Origin of the sequence: Bacillus sp. TH25 (assembly GCF_016650935.1) — a bacterium.
Lineage (GTDB): Bacteria > Bacillota > Bacilli > Bacillales > Bacillaceae_G > Bacillus_A > Bacillus_A mycoides.
Genome location: NZ_JAEKEU010000008.1, coordinates 1 through 17,556, shown reverse-complemented (window position 1 = coordinate 17,556; position 17,556 = coordinate 1). Strand labels below are relative to the sequence as shown.

Here is a 17,556-nt window from a genome sequence, read left to right as displayed (position 1 = left end):
AATTATTAATTTACTAAAGATTACACTTAGTGAATATAAAATAAATAAAAAATAGCCATCTACTTATCAAGTAAATGGCTATTTCTCCTCATATATTAGAATACTTCTTGTTCATAACATATTGTACATACTCAGGTGCACTTTTATTAATCTCTTCATCACTGATTTCATATTCTGCTCCATATAAATAAAATGATGGTATAAATTCCATTCCTGTATATAAGCTTGTAGCGTGAAATGGTTTCGTTAATTCATCCATTGTGGTTCCGCTATTTTTATAGTCTTTTTCTAACCCACCTATAGAAATAGCTACACCAAACTCTTTCCCCTTCACTTTATCCCCATTAGATCCGTAAGCAAATCCATATGTTAATACATCGTCAAACCATTTTTTTAATAATGGTGGTGAGCTATACCAATAGAACGGAAATTGAAATATATATCGGTCATGTTCTACTAACAGCTTTTGTTCCTCTTCAATATTAAACTCCCAATTTGGTGCCACTTTATATAGTTCATGCACCGTAATTTCATCTGAATATTTCTCAAGTTCTTCTACCCATCTTTTATTAATTCGAGACTTTTCAATATCAGGATGTGCTACAATTACAAGTGTTTTCATATATTTTCTTCCCCCTTATAAATAATTCAAACGCTTTAGTATTAGTATGAATGAGTCACATATAATTGAAAAGTACGTACTTTAAAGTGCTATAGGAACCTTAAAGTACCTTTGGAGGTGTTATATGAATCAACATGATAATTGCCCAATCGCAACGACACTCGACGTGATCGGTGGAAAATGGAAAATTCATATTTTATGTGTTTTGGCGGATGGAAAAATGCGAACAAATGAAATAAAACGAGAAATTCCAAACATTACACAAAAAGTTCTCACACAGCAACTTCGGCAACTTGAGGCTGATGGGATTATCCATCGTACTGTATATCAAGAAGTACCACCAAAGGTTGAGTACACAATAAGCGAACATGGTAAATCTTTAATGCAAATTATGGATGAACTATTTGAATGGGGAAAAGACCATCAGATCAAAAGATTACATGACTAAAAAAACTACCAAATTCTTTACATACTAGTGGGAATGGCACATCACTATCAAGCTAACAAAAAGACCCTAATAAGAAAACTTTCATTTTTATAATCCATTTAAACTTTAGCTTGATAGTGATACGGCAAGACCCTAATAAAGAAATGTATTAAACAAATTAAAAACAACAACACATACGACTAATGTTAATAAGAAAATGATAGTCGCTGAATTGCTTACTTAATTTTGAAATCTAAACAGTTACCCTTTAAGCCAAGCTTAATAATATCGCTTTTGTACGATTATCTGTTACTTCATAATAAATTTCTAATCCTTTCCGAGTACCTGTAACGACCTTTGTAGCTTTTAGTTTAGATAAATGTTGACTAATTGTACTTTGAGGCATTTGTAATGTTTCATACATTGTCGTTACGTTAATAGGACCTTTTGCAAGCATTATTTTTACTAATGATAAACGGACAGGATGTGCTAATACCTTCAATACTTCAGTGATTTCTTCATACATTTCTTTCATATTTTTTCTCCCCTTTTATATAAACATTAATGATATCCATATATATAATTCGAAAGGATATACAATTTTATGTCCGTCATTTTAAAAAAATGTTAAAAAATATCTTCAGATGGAAGGAATCTCCCCTCCGTTCAATATTCTATAGATTTTTCTTTCACTAAATATTATGTGGTAGGAGCTTTCCTTACTGAGACCCTCTGCCATTGTTCTCTTGCTGATGTCCATTATTCCCTTGGGACCCTCTGCCATTGTTCTCTTGCTGATTCCCATTATTTCCTTGGGACCCTCTTCCGTTGTTCTCTTGCTGATTCCCATTATTTCCTTGGGAACCTCTACCGTTGTTCTCTTGCTGATTCCCATTATTTCCTTGGGACCCTCTTCCGTTATTCTCTTGCTGATGTCCGTTATTCCCTTGGGACCCTCTTCCGTTATTCTCTTGCTGATGCCCATTATTCCCTTGCGATTCTCTTCCGTTGTTCCCTTGCTGGTTTCCATTATTCCCTTGGGACCCTCTGCCTTTGTTTCCTTGCCCATTTCCATTATTTCCTTGTGACTCTCTGCCTTTGTTTCCTTGCCCATTTCCATCATTTCCTTGTGACTCTCTGCCTTTGTTTCCTTGCCCATTTCCATTATTTCCCTGTGACCCTCTGCCGTTGTTTCCTTGCCCATTCCCATTATTTCCTTGTGATCCTCTTCCGTTGTTCTCTTGCTGATTCCCATTATTTTCTTTTATTTGCTTCGGTTGTTGTTCCTTAGATTGCTTTTGTTCTATATGCTCTTTCTTCTCGTTGCTTTCTTCTTTTACAGGAGATGCGTCCGATGATGCATCAGAAGATGACTTTTGTTGTTCTTGGTTAGACGGAGGTGCAGGTGGAGTAAGCGATTTTTGCTTCTCATTCTCTTGTTTTATATAAACGCCCGTTCCAACCCCTGCTTTCTTGGCATCCTCCCGCATTTGCATCGTACTGCTTTGATATACGACTGAAACATGTTTTATCTCATACTCTTTCTTTAATTCTTGCATAGCCTTTTCCAACTGTGGTTCTAGCGACTTTTCCTTTGTAACAGCCGTTAGCATAACTTGCTTATCATTCGTTAAGTACTTATCCTCTTGACTCTGCTTTATAATAGTACGTATTACGTCTTGCAAGTGTTTATTTTCCCATCGTTTCATTTCTTTTAAAATACGCCTTCCATCATCATTACAAGCTCGCAAATCTATAACACGAAGATCCTTTGTTACGCTCACCTCTAAACTTGGATTTATATCCACCGAGACATAAGCAAATACTTTTTCTTCCGGTTGGTTGTAGAAAAACAGCAACACACATAGAAAACAAGTAACAAGTAATGATGCAGGCTTTAAGAAAGAAGGGATTGAAAAACGTGGTGCTCTTTGCTCTTGTTCGTTAAACGAGATTTCCTCTCCAATCATGTAAGAGTGTACTTTTCTTTTAAACGTAATAAACTCTCCATTTGGAGTTAAAACAACTACGTTATGTTTCTTTATATCCATCACAATTCCTTTATTCATCATGCTTCTCCCCTCTTATATAATCCAGAATATATGTATAGTTGTTTGCAAAGATAATACACATCGCAATAATGTATTTTCGATGTCGCTCCAACGTTTTACGACTTACCCTAACACGTGGTTCAATATGTTTAAGGGGTAACTTTTTCTTTCGGAACAGCTCTTCCATCATTTTCTCGTCTTTTATAATAATCTTTACAATTTCTATTAAGTGCTCACGCGTATCACGATGCTTAGGGGATTCCTTAGCAAGCTCTGAAAATGTGATTTTAAACTCAGCTAGCACACTTTGAAAATGAAGAATTTCCTCCTTACGGTTACTATTTTCCATCTCTTTCATATACTCCGTAAGCGATACTTGTATTTCTAATATTTCCTCTTGCTTATCTTCTTTTAAAAAGACAAGATTATGCTTAGATTCCTTGCGTATATAGTCAATTACATCTCTTTTTATAAGAAGATCAGCAAACGCTAGAAAAGATTTTCCTTTTTTATATGAATACTGTTCAATTGCTTCGTTAAACGCAAACAATCCAATACTATATTCATCATCCTGCTCTGTAATGTACCTGCGGCAGACAGACGAGATTGATTTTCTAATAAACGGCTGATACTGTACGATAAAAGCTTCCTTATCTCCTCCGTTGTTTTGTATGTTAAATACGATATCTTCTATTTTCGTTTTTTTAAGATTTTCATTACTAAACTCAACACTAGTAATCTCCCTGCCTCCTTCTGCTTCAAATAGCAAAATGGCCACTAAACAAGTGACCATTTAACCACATTTTCTTAGTACTTTTCTTTGGGCTTGTCTTCTTGCTGGTGCTCATATTTTTCGAGGCCGACTTTTTATATGACTATTTTTTCCACTTGTACTAAAGTGAAGTCTGTATTTTGTATTACTTTCTTGTTTTCTTTTACAATACCACTTGTTCTTCTTGCTCTTTTCTATTTTAGCTGCAATCTTTGAATAACTCTTCGCTATATTTTTGGTAATTTTAGCTTTTTCTTTCATTTGTTTTCTTCTACTTATATATATTCGAAGGAACAAATAATTTTATGGGGGTCAAAAAAATATTTTTTATAAAATAGTTATTTTTTCAAAAATAAAAACCATCAATTGGAAGAAACTCGTTATAACTCCTCCTTATGGTAATTCCTTTGTAAACCTTTTTATTTAAATGTATAATTGTATTAAAAGTCTAAAATTTCAGAATCGGAGGGCGGCGTCATGAAAAGTTTTGGTACGTTAGTAATCTCTACCGTCATTTCAGCAGGCTTAGTGTATTATAATATCGATTCCTTTTATAATAAATTTACATCCGGGAATACATATTACTGGGTAAACGGTATCCTAGCTGCTGGATTCCTTATATCCTTAATTATCAACATAAAAGATATCATCAAGAAAAACTACACAACTTCTGAATCAAATTAAGGAGCCTATTCTGGTTCCTTTTTCTATGCAAAATAAAAAAGCAGCTGTTAAGCTACTTTGAATTCTTCTTATCCCCAAATGAAATGATATATATATTCTCCCGTTACACGTTCATTAATTCCAGCGATCCTAGCGAATCTCATTAAGTCCGCCCCTTGAAGAAAATACACCGAGATCGTAACTGGTACTTGTGACCACATGAATTGATAAAGCTCATTCACTCTCTGATTCGTCGAAACGATTAAATCATTTACAGGTCCATGATTCCATGCAGAGGTTTGAACTGAAGTGAACGGAAGGTCTTTCCCATTTACCACTATTCTTACCACACTTTGAGTTATGTCCACAACAATCACCTCCACCATTATAAAAATTAGACCTGTTTCTATACTCATATTCTTGATTAATAATAAATGTTTAAGGCAAACCCCTATTTTCATTTCTACTCAAAAACAATTTATTTGATAAAATAAAAAAGCAGCGGATTCGCTGCTTTAAAATCTACATAACTCCCTTTTCTTTTGCTCTCTCATAAAGAACCGTGCGGCTTACACCTGTAACTTCACATATCTTCTTTACTGTAAACTTGTTTTCCTTTCGGTTTGCAAGCAGATCTAAAGCATGTTCCATATTAGGATTATCATCATCGTACTTCTTAGAGCGCCCTTTATAAACACCACGCTCTTTAGCTAGTTCAATACCTTCTCGTTGCCGCATTCGAATTAGGTCACGTTCTGACTGATTAACACCAGCCATCACAGTGAGTAGGAAAGTGCTGTATGGATTATCGCTTGTAGTATCAAGCCAATTGTCTTTTAACGACTTAATAGAAGCGCCTTTTTCTTTAATTGTTTCTATAAGTTTAAATAAGTCTTGTATACTTCTGGTAATACGTGCTAATTCAGTTACTACAATTACATCACCTTCACGCAGATTGTCTAACATACGTAATAACTCAGGTCTGTCTGTTGTAGCCCCGCTAACTTTTTCTTCAAACACATAATCACATCCATAATCACTCAATTGTTTGAGTTGCCTTGCTAAGTTCTGATCTTGTGTCGATACACGAGAATATCCAAGATTCATTCTATTTCTCCCCTTTGTCCGTAAATTAACTATAGCTTAATAACAGCATTTAATTTCCGTACCTGTAAACCGAACATGAAGAGAGTTGTAAAATAAGATAAGTATTTTAAATATGTCTAAATTATGAACGTATGCAATTCTAAATAAGTACACCCATAGCGGACGTTTCATTCTTTATTTTCATTCGCTGTGTTCATTTGTTTTGTTATCTTTCCTTAACAAGAAATCAGACCAGAAAATCCATGTACCAAAAAAGAGCGCTTTTCTTCAAAGCACTCTCCAATAGGAATTTACCATTCTCGACGCTTATCACAATCACAGTCACGATCATGATTACGTTTACGACGACATTCATCACAATCACAGTCGCGGTCACGTCTACAACGACGGTCATCACAATCTCCGCGTCTGCAGAACATTAAATCATCCCAAAATCTATCACAATCTCGGGAACGTCTGAAATTACAATTACATCCCATAAATATAATTACCTCCTCTTAACTCTAGGATTCATCATATTCTATGCTAAAAAACAAAAACAGCTTGTTTACTAGTCTACTTTCTGCATTTTAAAGTAATAATGTTATTATCTAATCTTTAAATTTCAAATCTATTTTACCCCTTATCTTTCCTTAACAGCAAACAAGACGCCACCCAGATCACGGCAGTGCCTACGAAAATTGCTATACACTTAATCAAACTCATTTATCCTCACATTATTTATTTCTTTGCTTCCATACCCCATTCTCTTTACGATAAGTATTCTTTCCATTCATGAAGTCAGCTGTATTACCAGGAATACTATATTTCTTATTCTTAGCCTTCTTTCTTCTTGAATAGCTTGCAAATCCGCCTTCCATTGTTTCAACAAATCCTTTTCACGTCGCATCGAATTTGTACCCCTTGGATTAAAATGTGAACCAAATAATTAGATTCTTCCTATTTTAACAATAGGAACTTTTTTTGCTGGCATTATAGGATTTTCTAGGATGAATAATTGGATTGCGATGCTTAGGAGTGTAGCAACAGTCTTACTAACATTGTTATTATCAGTGTTTTTAACACTAACTTTGATTGTGGGTTATGCATTAAGTTAAACGTAGTTTTTTATGAGTAAAACTCAATATTCCGTCAATAATATAGATGACATTAGATTTTTCTCCTTGTTCCCCCTTGGAGATGAGCAGTTAGTTTTTGCTAACTGCTCTTATATTTATAACAAAGATAAGAGTCTTTAGAATGATTCTTCTTTATTTCTCAATATAAGGAGCCTTGGATTTTCATTAAAACTCCTGTAGTATATGAACAAAGAGTAAGGTAAGAGTTACTCTTTGCCATTTTAGGAGAGGTTCTGTTGGAGACAACAGGACCTTTTTTCGTAAAGAGATGGTTTTGTTTAATTTCTCACCACTAACCACAAAAAAATATCTTATAATCGTTATATACTAAATTAAATTAAAAGATTAGGAGTAGATCAAATGCCAGTTACACTAGAACTTATTCTTTTCATTCTTATAGCAATTAGCGCTGTTGGCTATTTAGTAAAAGAATTTCAAAAAACTAGGAAAAGAACACTTGGAATTTCACTAGAATTCTTGGTTCTTTTCTGGTCAATATGGAGAATATCGACTATCATAACCTGATTTGTAAAACATGAATTCCTTCGAATAAAAATCAATATTATGTCCATAATGTTGATAGGCTGTATGCCAAAATCCATTTAGTTTTCTCTGTATCTCCTTGTATTGAGCAGTTAGATTTTGCTAGCTGCTCTTTTATTTATGAAAAAAGATAAAATTTTTTATAATGATTCTTCTTTATTTCTCAATATAAGGAGTCTTGGATTTTCGTTAACAATCTTATAGTATATAAACAAAGAGTAAGGTAAGAGCTACTCTTTGCCATTTTAGGAAAGGTTCTGTTGGAAACAGCGGAACCTTTTTTCGTGATTTAAAGGTACTAAGACAAAATGAAATATTTACCATGAAGATAATTGTTAAATATTTTACGCTTATACAGTATAATGGGATAGTTATTGTGTATTGGCATTAAGAGGAGCGTCCTGATTAAGCGCTTCTCTTTTTTTATAAAATAGCTCCAAATTGCTTGGACACATTTACCAGTTTATTCAACACAAATATCATGTTAAAATCCCTTGTGAATACGACATAACTCAACTTGGTGAAGCCCTGTAATATTTCCTATAGGGCTTCTTTTTTTACAAGCAGTTATTTCATTACGCTGACTACCTTGCTGTGCAGAATAACGATTTTGTTCACTTTTTTGATACATTTATAAAACATTCATATGTTATCTTCAGTAAGTTCTATTTCCTTTATAATATTGTGTGAAGTATACCAACGAACGAAGCCTAAAAAACTCTAATGAAGTGATGAAAAAAACCTAATTTCTCTACAAAACATTGAGAAATTAGGCTTTTTAATAGAAAAAGTAGCATTCATAAACAATGAATACAGTTTAACTCTTCAATTCTATTTTCACAGATTCATATATTCTTCTAAAGTCAGTTTTTCCTTATATATATTTTCAGCAATATCTCCTACATAACGAATATGCCAAGGTTCATATGCATAACCCGTAATACTTTCCTTCCCCTTAGGATAACGAATGATAAACCCTGCACGATGCGCGTTTTCTTTCAGCCATTTTCCTTCCTTCGTATTCGCAAAGGATAGCTCTAGTTCATTGTTCGCACTTTTAGAAGAAACATCCATCGTTAACCCTGTTTGATGTTCGCTATGCCCTGGCTTTGCAGAGAAGCGATCCGTATGCTCTTGCCCTTTCTTTTTAACATTGTTAGCATACAGACCTTTTTGATACTCATAGGAACGAAATCCTGAAACAGCATTCAACTGGATCCCATCTTGCTTAGCTAAAAGGAATAGTTTTTCTAACGCTTCCGCTGCTTCTTTACGAAGATGACTCTTTTCTACCGTTCCACTAAATGAGAACGGTACATTTGGTACAACTAAATCCTCTGGCATATAGTCTTCGGGTAAACCATATTCCTTATTTACTACAGCCTGTATACTAGCAAAGGAACTTGCTATCTTATTTGAGGTCCCACTTTGCTTACTATTTTTTTCTTTATTTATGGAGTTTTCACTAGTTTCATGGTTTGTCTTATATGGTTCTTTACCAATAGATATATTGGTGTAAATGATAAAGATACCTAACATTACTACTATACAAGTTAAGGTTCCTACTAATTTAAGTCTCATCATTCATTTCCTTCCTGCAACTCCTACTGTTACTCATTCATCATACTTCAACCATATCAAATCCATATTAATTCCCTGTGAACTTTTCTTCATAACGTATTCCTTAATAGATTGATAGTATATCTTCCCTTTCTTTTGGCACCCTTAAAATATCAGCTCTATTCATACATGTAGAAAAAATCTAAAAATTTGTATAATAAGATAAGAAGTGTAGCATTCTATTATAGAAAGGTCTTGGTATAATGCTAGGTATTGATGTCAAAAAAACAAAAGAAGAGTTAATTATTTCATGGCAATTTGCGGAGGTCACGATTCCATTACGTGATGTGATTGAGGTTACCGAAGATGCTACCTATGCGGGTGTTGAAGAACCAAGTGCAATCCGTATCGGAACAGCATATGGGACAACTGATCGTATATTAATTAGAACTGTAAAACAAAATTATGTATTATTTACTACGAATAAAGTATCTATTTTAAACGCAATTCACGCGTAACAATGAGTAGATAAACGCACTTAAACAAAGTTCAAGTGAAATATGAAGGTGCAAAGTCATAGAATTGATATTGTATTGCTTTTTTTATTAATTCATTCATGACTAAATTCCTTCTATTAACGCTTTCTAAACTAGTTTAAGTCATTTTAAGAAGTAGAAAAGACACCCATATGGGTGCCTTTTTTATATTTCAAGTTTTTAAAATTCATTTATTGTAACTGTAAAATGTGGTTTGAATTTAATTTGGATAATTTTATTTTCTCCTGAACATTGAATGTAAAGAGTGTCCTCACGGGTATAGACTCTTTCTACAGATACTATATTCGTATCAAAAATGCTTTTCTCTTTTAATAACAGGTTTAATTCAACAGTATTTTCATAAACTGACATATACATTAACAGTCTAAAACCTAAACTATCTGTTTTGCTATATTTATATACACCTGCACCTGAAATATAATAATCTTCTGGTTCATCCTCGAATATTTCTAATAACTCATATTTATCATATTTTATATCCAATATTCCTAACCTTCTTTGTTCTAGAATAATTTAACTACGTTATTCATTTTATTCTTTTTTCTTTGCAGGTACAACTGTGACAACATCACCTTTGTCATTTAAAACTACGTAACCCTCTTCTCTAACATACTTCCAAGTACCAGGTTTGTCTCCTGGTTGACGAGAACCTGTTTTTATAATATCTTCAACCACATTTGGAGTCATTCCTCTCGGGTCAACTCCTTTTAATTCATTTACATACTCTTTTGAACCGAATGGATATCCTTTTCTTTCAGCTCTCTCACGTGCACGCTTCGTAAGTTCTGCCCGAACCTGAATTGTATCAGGTGCCATTCTTTCAAGCGCATGTTCAGTATACTTACGCCCATCAATGACCCCTCCGCCTCTTGGCATACTCCATCCAATCTCTTCAGTTACCTTTGATACTTTTCCTAAATCCTTCGCTTTTTGTTCTAACTCACCATATTTACCGAATACACGTCCAATAACTTTAGGAGCCCCACCAAAAACAGTAGAAACGGTTCCCCATCCATAGTCATTTTTATCATACTCTCTATCAGTGAAATATTCTTTGCCGTTAATGAGTTGTAGCCCTTGTTTGATTTGCCCAATAACTGGCATGAAATCAAGTGACATCGATCCAAGTTCATTTGTACGCTTCTGTTCTGTCAAAAACTCTTCCATTTTTTCAGGTGGTACACCAAAATCTTTGAGGCGAGTAGATAAACCATCCATGTTTCCAACATTTTTAGCTATATTAGACGTATCTATTTTATAGCCTGAAATCTTATTAGCAGAGTCCATAATGTTATTGGCAGCATCTAATCCAGACATGATATCTGTATGCAAGGTTGGGAATGCTTGTTGAGCTTCTACAACATGCGTTGAGACACTATTAATTAGTCCATCAGCCATTACTGCTTGTTTATGAAGTGATGCCCCAGCTTTTTGTATGGTAGAAAACTTGGCTTGGAGCAACGGACTTGTAAACAGTGTGGCCATGTCATTCAAAGTAAAGCTAAACTACGTCTAAGTCTCTGCCCTAGCTGTTACGAACACCAAGTAATTATGAATCAATTAAAGGAAACAAAATTAAAAATCAAAACATTTATCAACAAAATGTTTATAAACAGAGATCAGTTTGTTATCTTAGACACCGAAACAACTGGACTTACTCTAAGAGATCAAATTATTGAGATAAGTGTAATTGATTTAGCAGGAAAAATCCTATTAGACTCTTTAGTTAAGCCAACTATAAATATTCCAGCTGAAGCAGCCTCCATTCACGGTATTACAAATGAAATGGTCCACGATGCACCATCGTGGACAGCGATATATAAAGAGTTACGTGAAGTTACCGTAGGAAAAACTCTACTTATCTATAACGCTGAATTTGATTTAGGCATGATAGAAAACACCTGTATTGCTAACAATGTAGAATTTAAGAATTTTAAATCCACATGTATTATGGAAATGTACGCCGATTATGTAGATTCAAAAAGATGGATTTCATTAAGTGATGCAACGGAATTAACGATTAAACACCGAGCAGCTGCTGACTGTTTTGCTGTCCTGGAATTATTACAACAACTCAAAAATAATCAAATAGATTAAAATACTGTAAATAGGACTAAATTATTAACATAAAAATAAGCACATCTTGTAAAAAAACAGATGTGCTTATTTTTTAATTTTTATGCATTTTTACGTTTTAGGAAAATCACTCCACCAACAATTAACAATAATGCACCTGCAGCCATAGAGATCCAACTTGTAAGGTCAGCGCCTGTTTGCGGTAACCATCCAATTTTAGATTGAATTTCTTTCTTAGGTTGTGGTTGCTCTTTAGGTTGCTCTGATGTTGGAGTATTTTTATCTGGATTCGGCTGTTCTGGTTTAGGTTGTTCCGGTTTTACCTCTTTGAATTTCACTGTTTGTCCCTTATCTTCAAATTCAGCGTGAATAGCTACTAAAATATTATCTTGATACAGTTCTTCAAATACTACTACTTCTTTACCTTGTAATGCAGAAGCATTAAATGTAAAATCTAATGTGATAAAACCATTTTTTTCTTTTGCAGTAAACTTAGATTCTGCTGTTACTTCTTTACCATCAACTAATAATGGTTTGTTTGTTGCTTTATCCATTAGTTTACCTTTTACAACGTACTCTTTACCCACGATTAAGTCTTTGTATTCCACTTTATCTTGGATTGTTACAGATTTAGAAGCGTCTAACTCTTTAGAACCATCGGCTTTGTTTGTAGCTGTTGTTTTAATGGAAGGCTCTACAAATCGAACTGTTTGACCTACATCGTTAATGTCAGCGTGAGTTGCAATTACTTGACCTTCATACAATAAGTCTTCAAACACAACTACTTCTCTTCCTTGCTGTTCAGCACCAACGAAAGTAAAGTCTAATGTTACAAAACCATTCTTTTCTTTTGCAATGAACTTAGTCTCTGCTGTTATTTCTTTACCATCAATTAATAATGGTTTGTTAATAGCTTTGTTCATTAATTTACCTTTTACAGTGTACTCTTTACCAACAACTAAGTTAGTATACTCTACTTTATCTTGAATAGTGATAGAATCCTTTGAATGAATCTCTTTTCCACCATCAGCTTTGTTTGTAGCAGTTGTTTTTACTGATGGCTTAACGAACTTAACTGTTTGACCTTTATCATTGATATCAGCATGTGTAGTAACAACTTTTCCGTCTTTCAGTAACTCTTCGAATACTACTACTTCTTTTTCTTCTAAACCAGTTGCATCAAAAGTGAAATCTAGTGTAATAGAACCGTTTGCTTCTTTTGGTGCAAACTTAGTTTCAGCAGTTACTTCTTTACCATTTACAACTAATGGTTTATTAGTCTCTTTATCCATTAATTTACCTTTTAAAGTGTACTCTTTACCTACTTGTAGGTCTTTGTATTCCACTTTATCTTGGATTGTTACAGACTTAGAAGTGTGCATTTCTTTTGTACCATCGGTTTTATCAGTAGCTGTTGTTTTTACTGATGGAATCTTTTCATCTTTGACAATATGTTTAATGATTTGACCATTCTCTTTGATCTCAAAAGAGAATATTTCTTCATTCAATACATAACCTTTTGGTGCAACAGTTTCTTTATATGTGTATTTTCCAAATGGTAACTTTTCAAACTTCGCGATACCTTTATCGTCTGTTTTCCCTTTAACTACTTCTTTTCCTGCTTCATTATAAATAGTAAACTCTGCATTCGGAAGCTTATTGTTTCCATCAGCTACATCAACTTTTGTAATTTCTAGATCACCTTTGATAAGATGATTAACTGCTAATAGCTCAATAATTTTTCCGTGTTCCTTTATTTCGAACACAATTTGTTCTGTAATAAGAACGTAACCATTTGGAGAAGCCTTTTCTACAAATGAATATTTACCATACGCTAAATCTTTGACGTTAACTTCACCATTTTTATCTGTCTTATATTCCCCAATTACTTTCCCACTTGCATCTTTTAGCTCGAATACTGCACCTTCTAATTTTTTACTGATATCTTCATTATCTACTTTTAGTAATTTCACACTACCTTTCACTTCTGTATTTTCCACTGTAAAAGTAAGTGTTTTATTGTGCTCTTTAATTTCAAAAGGATACTTTGTTTTATTTCCAATATATCCATTAGGTGTTTTTGTCTCTAAGAAATAATATTTACCATACGTAAGACCATCAACATTTGCAATTCCATTTTCTTTTGTTACTACTTTTTTCACTTCTTTTCCATCTTCAGTAAAGACCGTGAATTCAACATTAGGTAACATCTTACCTGAATCACTAAGTTTTTTTATTTCGATGTTACCTTTTACTTTGTTGTTTACTACTTGAACAGCTCCTATTTCCCCTGTCTTAACTTCAATAGTTTGTGGTTTATCACCTGAAACATAACCTGTTGGTGCTTTAATTTCTTTTACTGTGTAGGTACCAATTGGTAGGTTATTTAATTCTGCAGTACCATCAGCACCCGTCGTGATTTTTCCAACTGATTCATTATTTGCATTAAAGACTTCAAATACTGCACCAGCTAAAACTTCACCATCTTCTCCAACCTTTTTAATTTTTAAAGAACCAGCAGCTTCCCAATTTACTGCAAGGTCACTACTAAGCTTCTCTTCATTTCTTTCTAGTAGTACTGTAGCATTCTGAACAGTATCAGTACCGCGGTAAGCAATTGCTTGAACTTTAGTTAAGTTAGCAGCTACACTTAGATTAAATTCACCTGTTTTTGTATCTTTAGGAATTTGGATACGGAATTTTTCCCCAACTGAAAGCTGATCTTTCACTTCTCCATTTTCACTAATAATTTTAACTCCATTAGGTGCATTTTTCGCTACTACCTTATAAGAACCACTCTTAGCATTTGTTTGTACTGTGTATAGGTTTGTTTCAAAGAACTCACCCTTTAATTCTGCCTTTTGCTTTTCAGTAGGAATCACGTTCATAAAAATATCTTGAGTATCTTCACTTGTATTTGCAGCATTAATAATTGCCTTAGCCGCTTTTTCAACATTTTTATTTTCATGCTTTAATTCATTTACATCAAGTTGACCTAATGCATTCCAAACCGCAAGCTGAGTTGCATAATGTGCTTCATTCTTATTAGCTACTCCCAGTTGTTCTATACTTTTTTGTGGGAAACCATTTAATAGAACCCTATATACTACATTATCTGTTTTCCCCATTTCAGGAAGATCTTCACCATTTGGTGATTTTAAGCCAAGAGTTAAACAATAAGCAATTTGACCGCTTGAATTTTTAATAATTTCAGTTCGAATGTACTTACCTAAACTGTTGCTATAACTCCAGTTCATTGAATACTTTTCATGCGTCATAACCTCCGCATTTGCCTTCGGTAGAAACACATTAAAGAATAATGCTAGTACTGATAATAATGCAAAAACTCTTTTAACAACTCTTCTCCCCAATTTTAAAACCTCCCTAGATAAAATGAATCTGATGTATTATTCAAATATTTAAAATAATCACAACGAAGATATTTCATATTATAAGACATAAAGTTACAAATATTATATTATTTTTACAAATTTTTTATTTTCTCAACATCCACTATAAATTATAATATTAAAACATTTCATTTCACAAAAGTAACAATATTAGGATACCTTAACAAAATAAGAAACTTGGTAAAATACTAGAATAACGGTAGTTGGAGTACGGAAACGGTTCTTGGCATGAAGGACCACTACAAAGATATTTTAATATGTAAACAGATATTTTCAGATTGAATATATGTATTAATAATGAAATTTTATTGCATTTACACCTGCAATGTTTATATAAAAGATAGTAAATTATGTTTTTATAGGATTTTTTCTATTAGTTTACTGGAAATTTGCATTATTATGTGACAATAAATATCATTGTATTTAATATAAAATGATATAAAAAAAGGGGTACGTAGATAATTGTTAGAACTTTCAATCAATTGATTAATTATACTAAAATTAGTATTAAGAATATTAGTAAAAAAGTAACAACGTTATTACGAAGTTCGAATATTGGTCTAAGTACCCTAGCATCTCAATGATAACCTCTTGAATACTTTTACGTTTTTAAATAAATTAAAATAACAAAAAAATAATAATTTTTAATTTTTTCTTTGTAATTTAATAAGTTGCATGTTAATATGGCGAAGGTTATAAAATGGATTTCGCCATACACAATGTTTTTTCAGAATATTCACTCCAGAGAAACGTAACTATTTCAGTAATTTGCTTCATCTTTTACCTATACAAGGGCTACTTTCAATTTTTTTGTTCATAAGTAAAAGTAACTTTTTATTTCTATCTTCCTCATCGATTTTAATATAAATGGTAAAAAAGCACTTTTTCAAGTGCCCTTCCTTTTCTTTTTTAAAGATAGAAAATCTAATAAAATCAAACACCTAGCAGAAGCAAGTTTCATCAAAAAACAAATATATTAAAAAAGTTTTGTGCAAGATAGAAAATTTATCATTTACGTACAATAACAAACATACAGCCTTAGAAGATATCAACCTTTCAATAGGAGAGGGAGAAATAGTAGCATTATTGGGTCATAATGGAGCAGGGAAATCGACATTAGCTCATACTCTTATAGGAATAAATAAAACAAAGAATGGGAGAATAACATTCGATGGAGAAAATATAAATTGTTGGTCTATTCGTAAACGCGGGGAAGTTATTTCTTATGTTATGCAAAACCCAAATCAAATGATTACACAGCCTACTGTTTTAGAAGAGGTTTCATATTCATTACAATTAAAAAAGGTTTCTAAAGATGAGATTGAGACAAGAGTCGAAAAAGCTTTAAGAATTTGTGGATTATATCCATTTCGTAACTGGCCAATTCAGGCATTAAGCTATGGACAAAAAAAGAGGCTTACTATTGCATCTGTACTTATAACAAACCCAAAACTTATTGTATTAGATGAGCCAACAGCTGGACAAGATTATTACCATTACAAACAGTTTATGTCGTTTATTAGAAAACTGGCTAAAAGGGGCATATCCTTTATTATTATCACACACGATATGAATCTTGCTTTAGAATATGCAGATCGAGCGGTAGTTCTGCATGAAGGGAAAATTATTGCGGACAATACTGTATCTGCTGTTTTAGGGGATCAAGGAACGTTACAAAGAGCTAATCTACGGGAGATTTCATTAATAAAACTAGCTAAATTAAGCGGAATTCCAACTCCAGAAACATTTGTGAAACTTTATATTGAAGCTAATAGGAGGGAGGAATATGCATAATACGTATTTTTATCGTATGGATGGTGCAATTAAATTATCTTTATTTATATTTTGTATGACACTTACTTTTTTATTTTTTGATTTTCGTATATTGCTAATTTTATTTATTGTTGGATGTATCGGCCTCTTAATTGCAAAAATTCAATTGCGTAAAATTATAGTTATTTTCAGCGTTATATTCACATTTAGTTTATTAAATTCCGTTATGATTCTTTTCATTACGCCCACCCATGGATCGGAATTAACGGGATCGTATACCTCTTTTTTTATATAGGTTATGCAACAATTACATATGAAACTTTATTTTATGCAGCTACACTTTCATTGAAATATTTTACGTTATTACCATTTACACTTCTTTTTATTTATACAACTCATCCAAGTGAATTTGTGAGCAGCTTAAATAAATTTGCTGTTCCTTATAAAATTACATATGCAATAAATATTGCACTGCGTTATATACCAAGCATTCAATCTGAATATATAATCATTAGACACGCGCAGGAAGCAAGAGGCGTACCTTTTGAAAAAGGAGAAGCGAGCTTGTGGATTCGTATGAAAAACCGTGTTTTAATTTTTTGGCCACTTATTATTCATTCATTAGAAAGGATTGATACTGTTTCAAATGCAATGGATTTAAGAGGTTTTGGAAAAAAGGATAAACGAACGTGGTACTATGCAAAAGACGCACAAAAGGAGGATTACATCACACTTTTTGTTGGTATTATCATTTTGATTATTGCAGTTTACTTAAAGCTGAATGTATTCCAAAGCTTCTGGTACCCATTTTAAAGCACTCTCAATAGAGTGCTTTTACTAATTTTTATGAAGACATGCTCAAAAAAGGGAGATATAC

The 17,556-nt window shown here is 33.0% G+C and carries 16 protein-coding genes and 2 pseudogenes; 6 read left to right on the top strand and 12 right to left on the bottom strand.

The genetic code is table 11. The annotated features are described in order from the left end of the window. Nucleotides 1-88: 88 nt before the first annotated feature. Nucleotides 89-622: an NAD(P)H-dependent oxidoreductase gene (locus JFT89_RS03020; protein WP_002066333.1), complete on the bottom strand. Its 534-nt coding sequence runs from the start codon at nt 620-622 to the stop codon at nt 89-91. Between the two features lie 124 nt (nt 623-746). On the opposite strand from JFT89_RS03020, the gene JFT89_RS03015 reads away from it, so the two are divergent. Continuing rightward, on the top strand, nt 747-1,070 hold the full coding sequence (locus JFT89_RS03015) for a winged helix-turn-helix transcriptional regulator (RefSeq protein WP_016096690.1): 324 nt from the start codon (nt 747-749) through the stop codon (nt 1,068-1,070). Nucleotides 1,071-1,317: 247 nt separating this feature from the next. Here JFT89_RS03015 and JFT89_RS03010 read toward each other — a convergent pair whose 3' ends face one another. The 3 genes from JFT89_RS03010 to sigI all read right to left on the bottom strand — a co-directional run bounded on the left by JFT89_RS03010 (nt 1,318) and on the right by sigI (nt 3,893). Further along, nucleotides 1,318-1,584, bottom strand: a complete 267-nt coding sequence (locus tag JFT89_RS03010) for an ArsR/SmtB family transcription factor (RefSeq protein ID WP_000661861.1) — start codon at nt 1,582-1,584, stop codon at nt 1,318-1,320. A gap of 184 nt (nt 1,585-1,768) precedes the next feature. Further along, the gene (locus JFT89_RS03005) at nt 1,769-3,118 is read right to left on the bottom strand and encodes an anti-sigma factor domain-containing protein (protein ID WP_016096691.1); all 1,350 of its coding nucleotides are present in this window, start codon (nt 3,116-3,118) and stop codon (nt 1,769-1,771) included. After that, nucleotides 3,111-3,893, bottom strand: a complete 783-nt coding sequence (sigI, locus tag JFT89_RS03000; RefSeq protein ID WP_242488365.1) for an RNA polymerase sigma factor SigI — start codon at nt 3,891-3,893, stop codon at nt 3,111-3,113. Before sigI ends, JFT89_RS03005 begins: the two co-directional genes overlap by 8 nt. A gap of 456 nt (nt 3,894-4,349) precedes the next feature. Here sigI and JFT89_RS02995 point away from each other — a divergent pair, with 456 nt between their 5' ends. Continuing rightward, a complete protein-coding gene (locus JFT89_RS02995) occupies nt 4,350-4,556 on the top strand; it encodes a hypothetical protein (RefSeq protein ID WP_000834521.1) in 207 nt (68 codons plus the stop codon). A 68-nt stretch (nt 4,557-4,624) separates the two neighbouring features. On the opposite strand, the gene JFT89_RS02990 is transcribed toward JFT89_RS02995, so the two are convergent. The 5 genes from JFT89_RS02990 to JFT89_RS02970 form a co-directional block, all read right to left on the bottom strand. Next, a complete protein-coding gene (locus JFT89_RS02990) occupies nt 4,625-4,996 on the bottom strand; it encodes a hypothetical protein (protein ID WP_002165354.1) in 372 nt (123 codons plus the stop codon). 61 nt (nt 4,997-5,057) lie between these two features. Then, on the bottom strand, nt 5,058-5,642 hold the full coding sequence (locus JFT89_RS02985; RefSeq protein ID WP_002066328.1) for a recombinase family protein: 585 nt from the start codon (nt 5,640-5,642) through the stop codon (nt 5,058-5,060). Between the two features lie 290 nt (nt 5,643-5,932). After that, nucleotides 5,933-6,121, bottom strand: a complete 189-nt coding sequence (locus JFT89_RS02980; protein WP_016096693.1) for a hypothetical protein — start codon at nt 6,119-6,121, stop codon at nt 5,933-5,935. 237 nt (nt 6,122-6,358) lie between these two features. After that, nucleotides 6,359-6,502, bottom strand: a complete 144-nt coding sequence (locus JFT89_RS02975; RefSeq protein WP_002066327.1) for a hypothetical protein — start codon at nt 6,500-6,502, stop codon at nt 6,359-6,361. Nucleotides 6,503-8,140: 1,638 nt separating this feature from the next. Further along, nucleotides 8,141-8,884, bottom strand: coding sequence for a M15 family metallopeptidase (locus tag JFT89_RS02970; RefSeq protein WP_033707647.1), 744 nt, complete (start codon nt 8,882-8,884; stop codon nt 8,141-8,143). Nucleotides 8,885-9,126: 242 nt separating this feature from the next. On the opposite strand from JFT89_RS02970, the gene JFT89_RS02965 reads away from it, so the two are divergent. After that, nucleotides 9,127-9,381 (top strand): SunI/YnzG family protein, encoded by a 255-nt coding sequence (locus JFT89_RS02965; protein ID WP_002035246.1) that lies wholly within the window; start codon nt 9,127-9,129, stop codon nt 9,379-9,381. 198 nt (nt 9,382-9,579) lie between these two features. Here JFT89_RS02965 and JFT89_RS02960 read toward each other — a convergent pair whose 3' ends face one another. Then, nucleotides 9,580-9,903: a hypothetical protein gene (locus JFT89_RS02960; RefSeq protein ID WP_016091836.1), complete on the bottom strand. Its 324-nt coding sequence runs from the start codon at nt 9,901-9,903 to the stop codon at nt 9,580-9,582. A gap of 48 nt (nt 9,904-9,951) precedes the next feature. Continuing rightward, nucleotides 9,952-10,905, bottom strand: a complete 954-nt coding sequence (locus JFT89_RS02955; protein WP_016095133.1) for a hypothetical protein — start codon at nt 10,903-10,905, stop codon at nt 9,952-9,954. Between JFT89_RS02955 and JFT89_RS02950 the strand changes: the two genes are divergently transcribed. Continuing rightward, on the top strand, nt 10,852-11,517 hold the full coding sequence (locus JFT89_RS02950) for a 3'-5' exonuclease (protein ID WP_042889490.1): 666 nt from the start codon (nt 10,852-10,854) through the stop codon (nt 11,515-11,517). The two genes, JFT89_RS02955 and JFT89_RS02950, sit on opposite strands and share 54 nt — an antisense overlap. An 80-nt stretch (nt 11,518-11,597) precedes the next feature. Here the strand turns inward: JFT89_RS02950 and JFT89_RS02945 are convergent, their stop codons facing one another. Then, nucleotides 11,598-14,867: a VaFE repeat-containing surface-anchored protein gene (locus tag JFT89_RS02945; protein ID WP_201039429.1), complete on the bottom strand. Its 3,270-nt coding sequence runs from the start codon at nt 14,865-14,867 to the stop codon at nt 11,598-11,600. A 984-nt stretch (nt 14,868-15,851) separates the two neighbouring features. Between JFT89_RS02945 and JFT89_RS02940 the strand changes: the two are divergent. Continuing rightward, nucleotides 15,852-16,700: pseudogene (locus JFT89_RS02940) on the top strand (energy-coupling factor ABC transporter ATP-binding protein); the annotation flags it as partial. Further along, a pseudogene (locus tag JFT89_RS02935) lies at nt 16,693-17,492 on the top strand (energy-coupling factor transporter transmembrane component T family protein). The pseudogenes JFT89_RS02940 and JFT89_RS02935, both read left to right, overlap by 8 nt. The last annotated feature ends 64 nt before the right edge of the window (nt 17,493-17,556 follow it).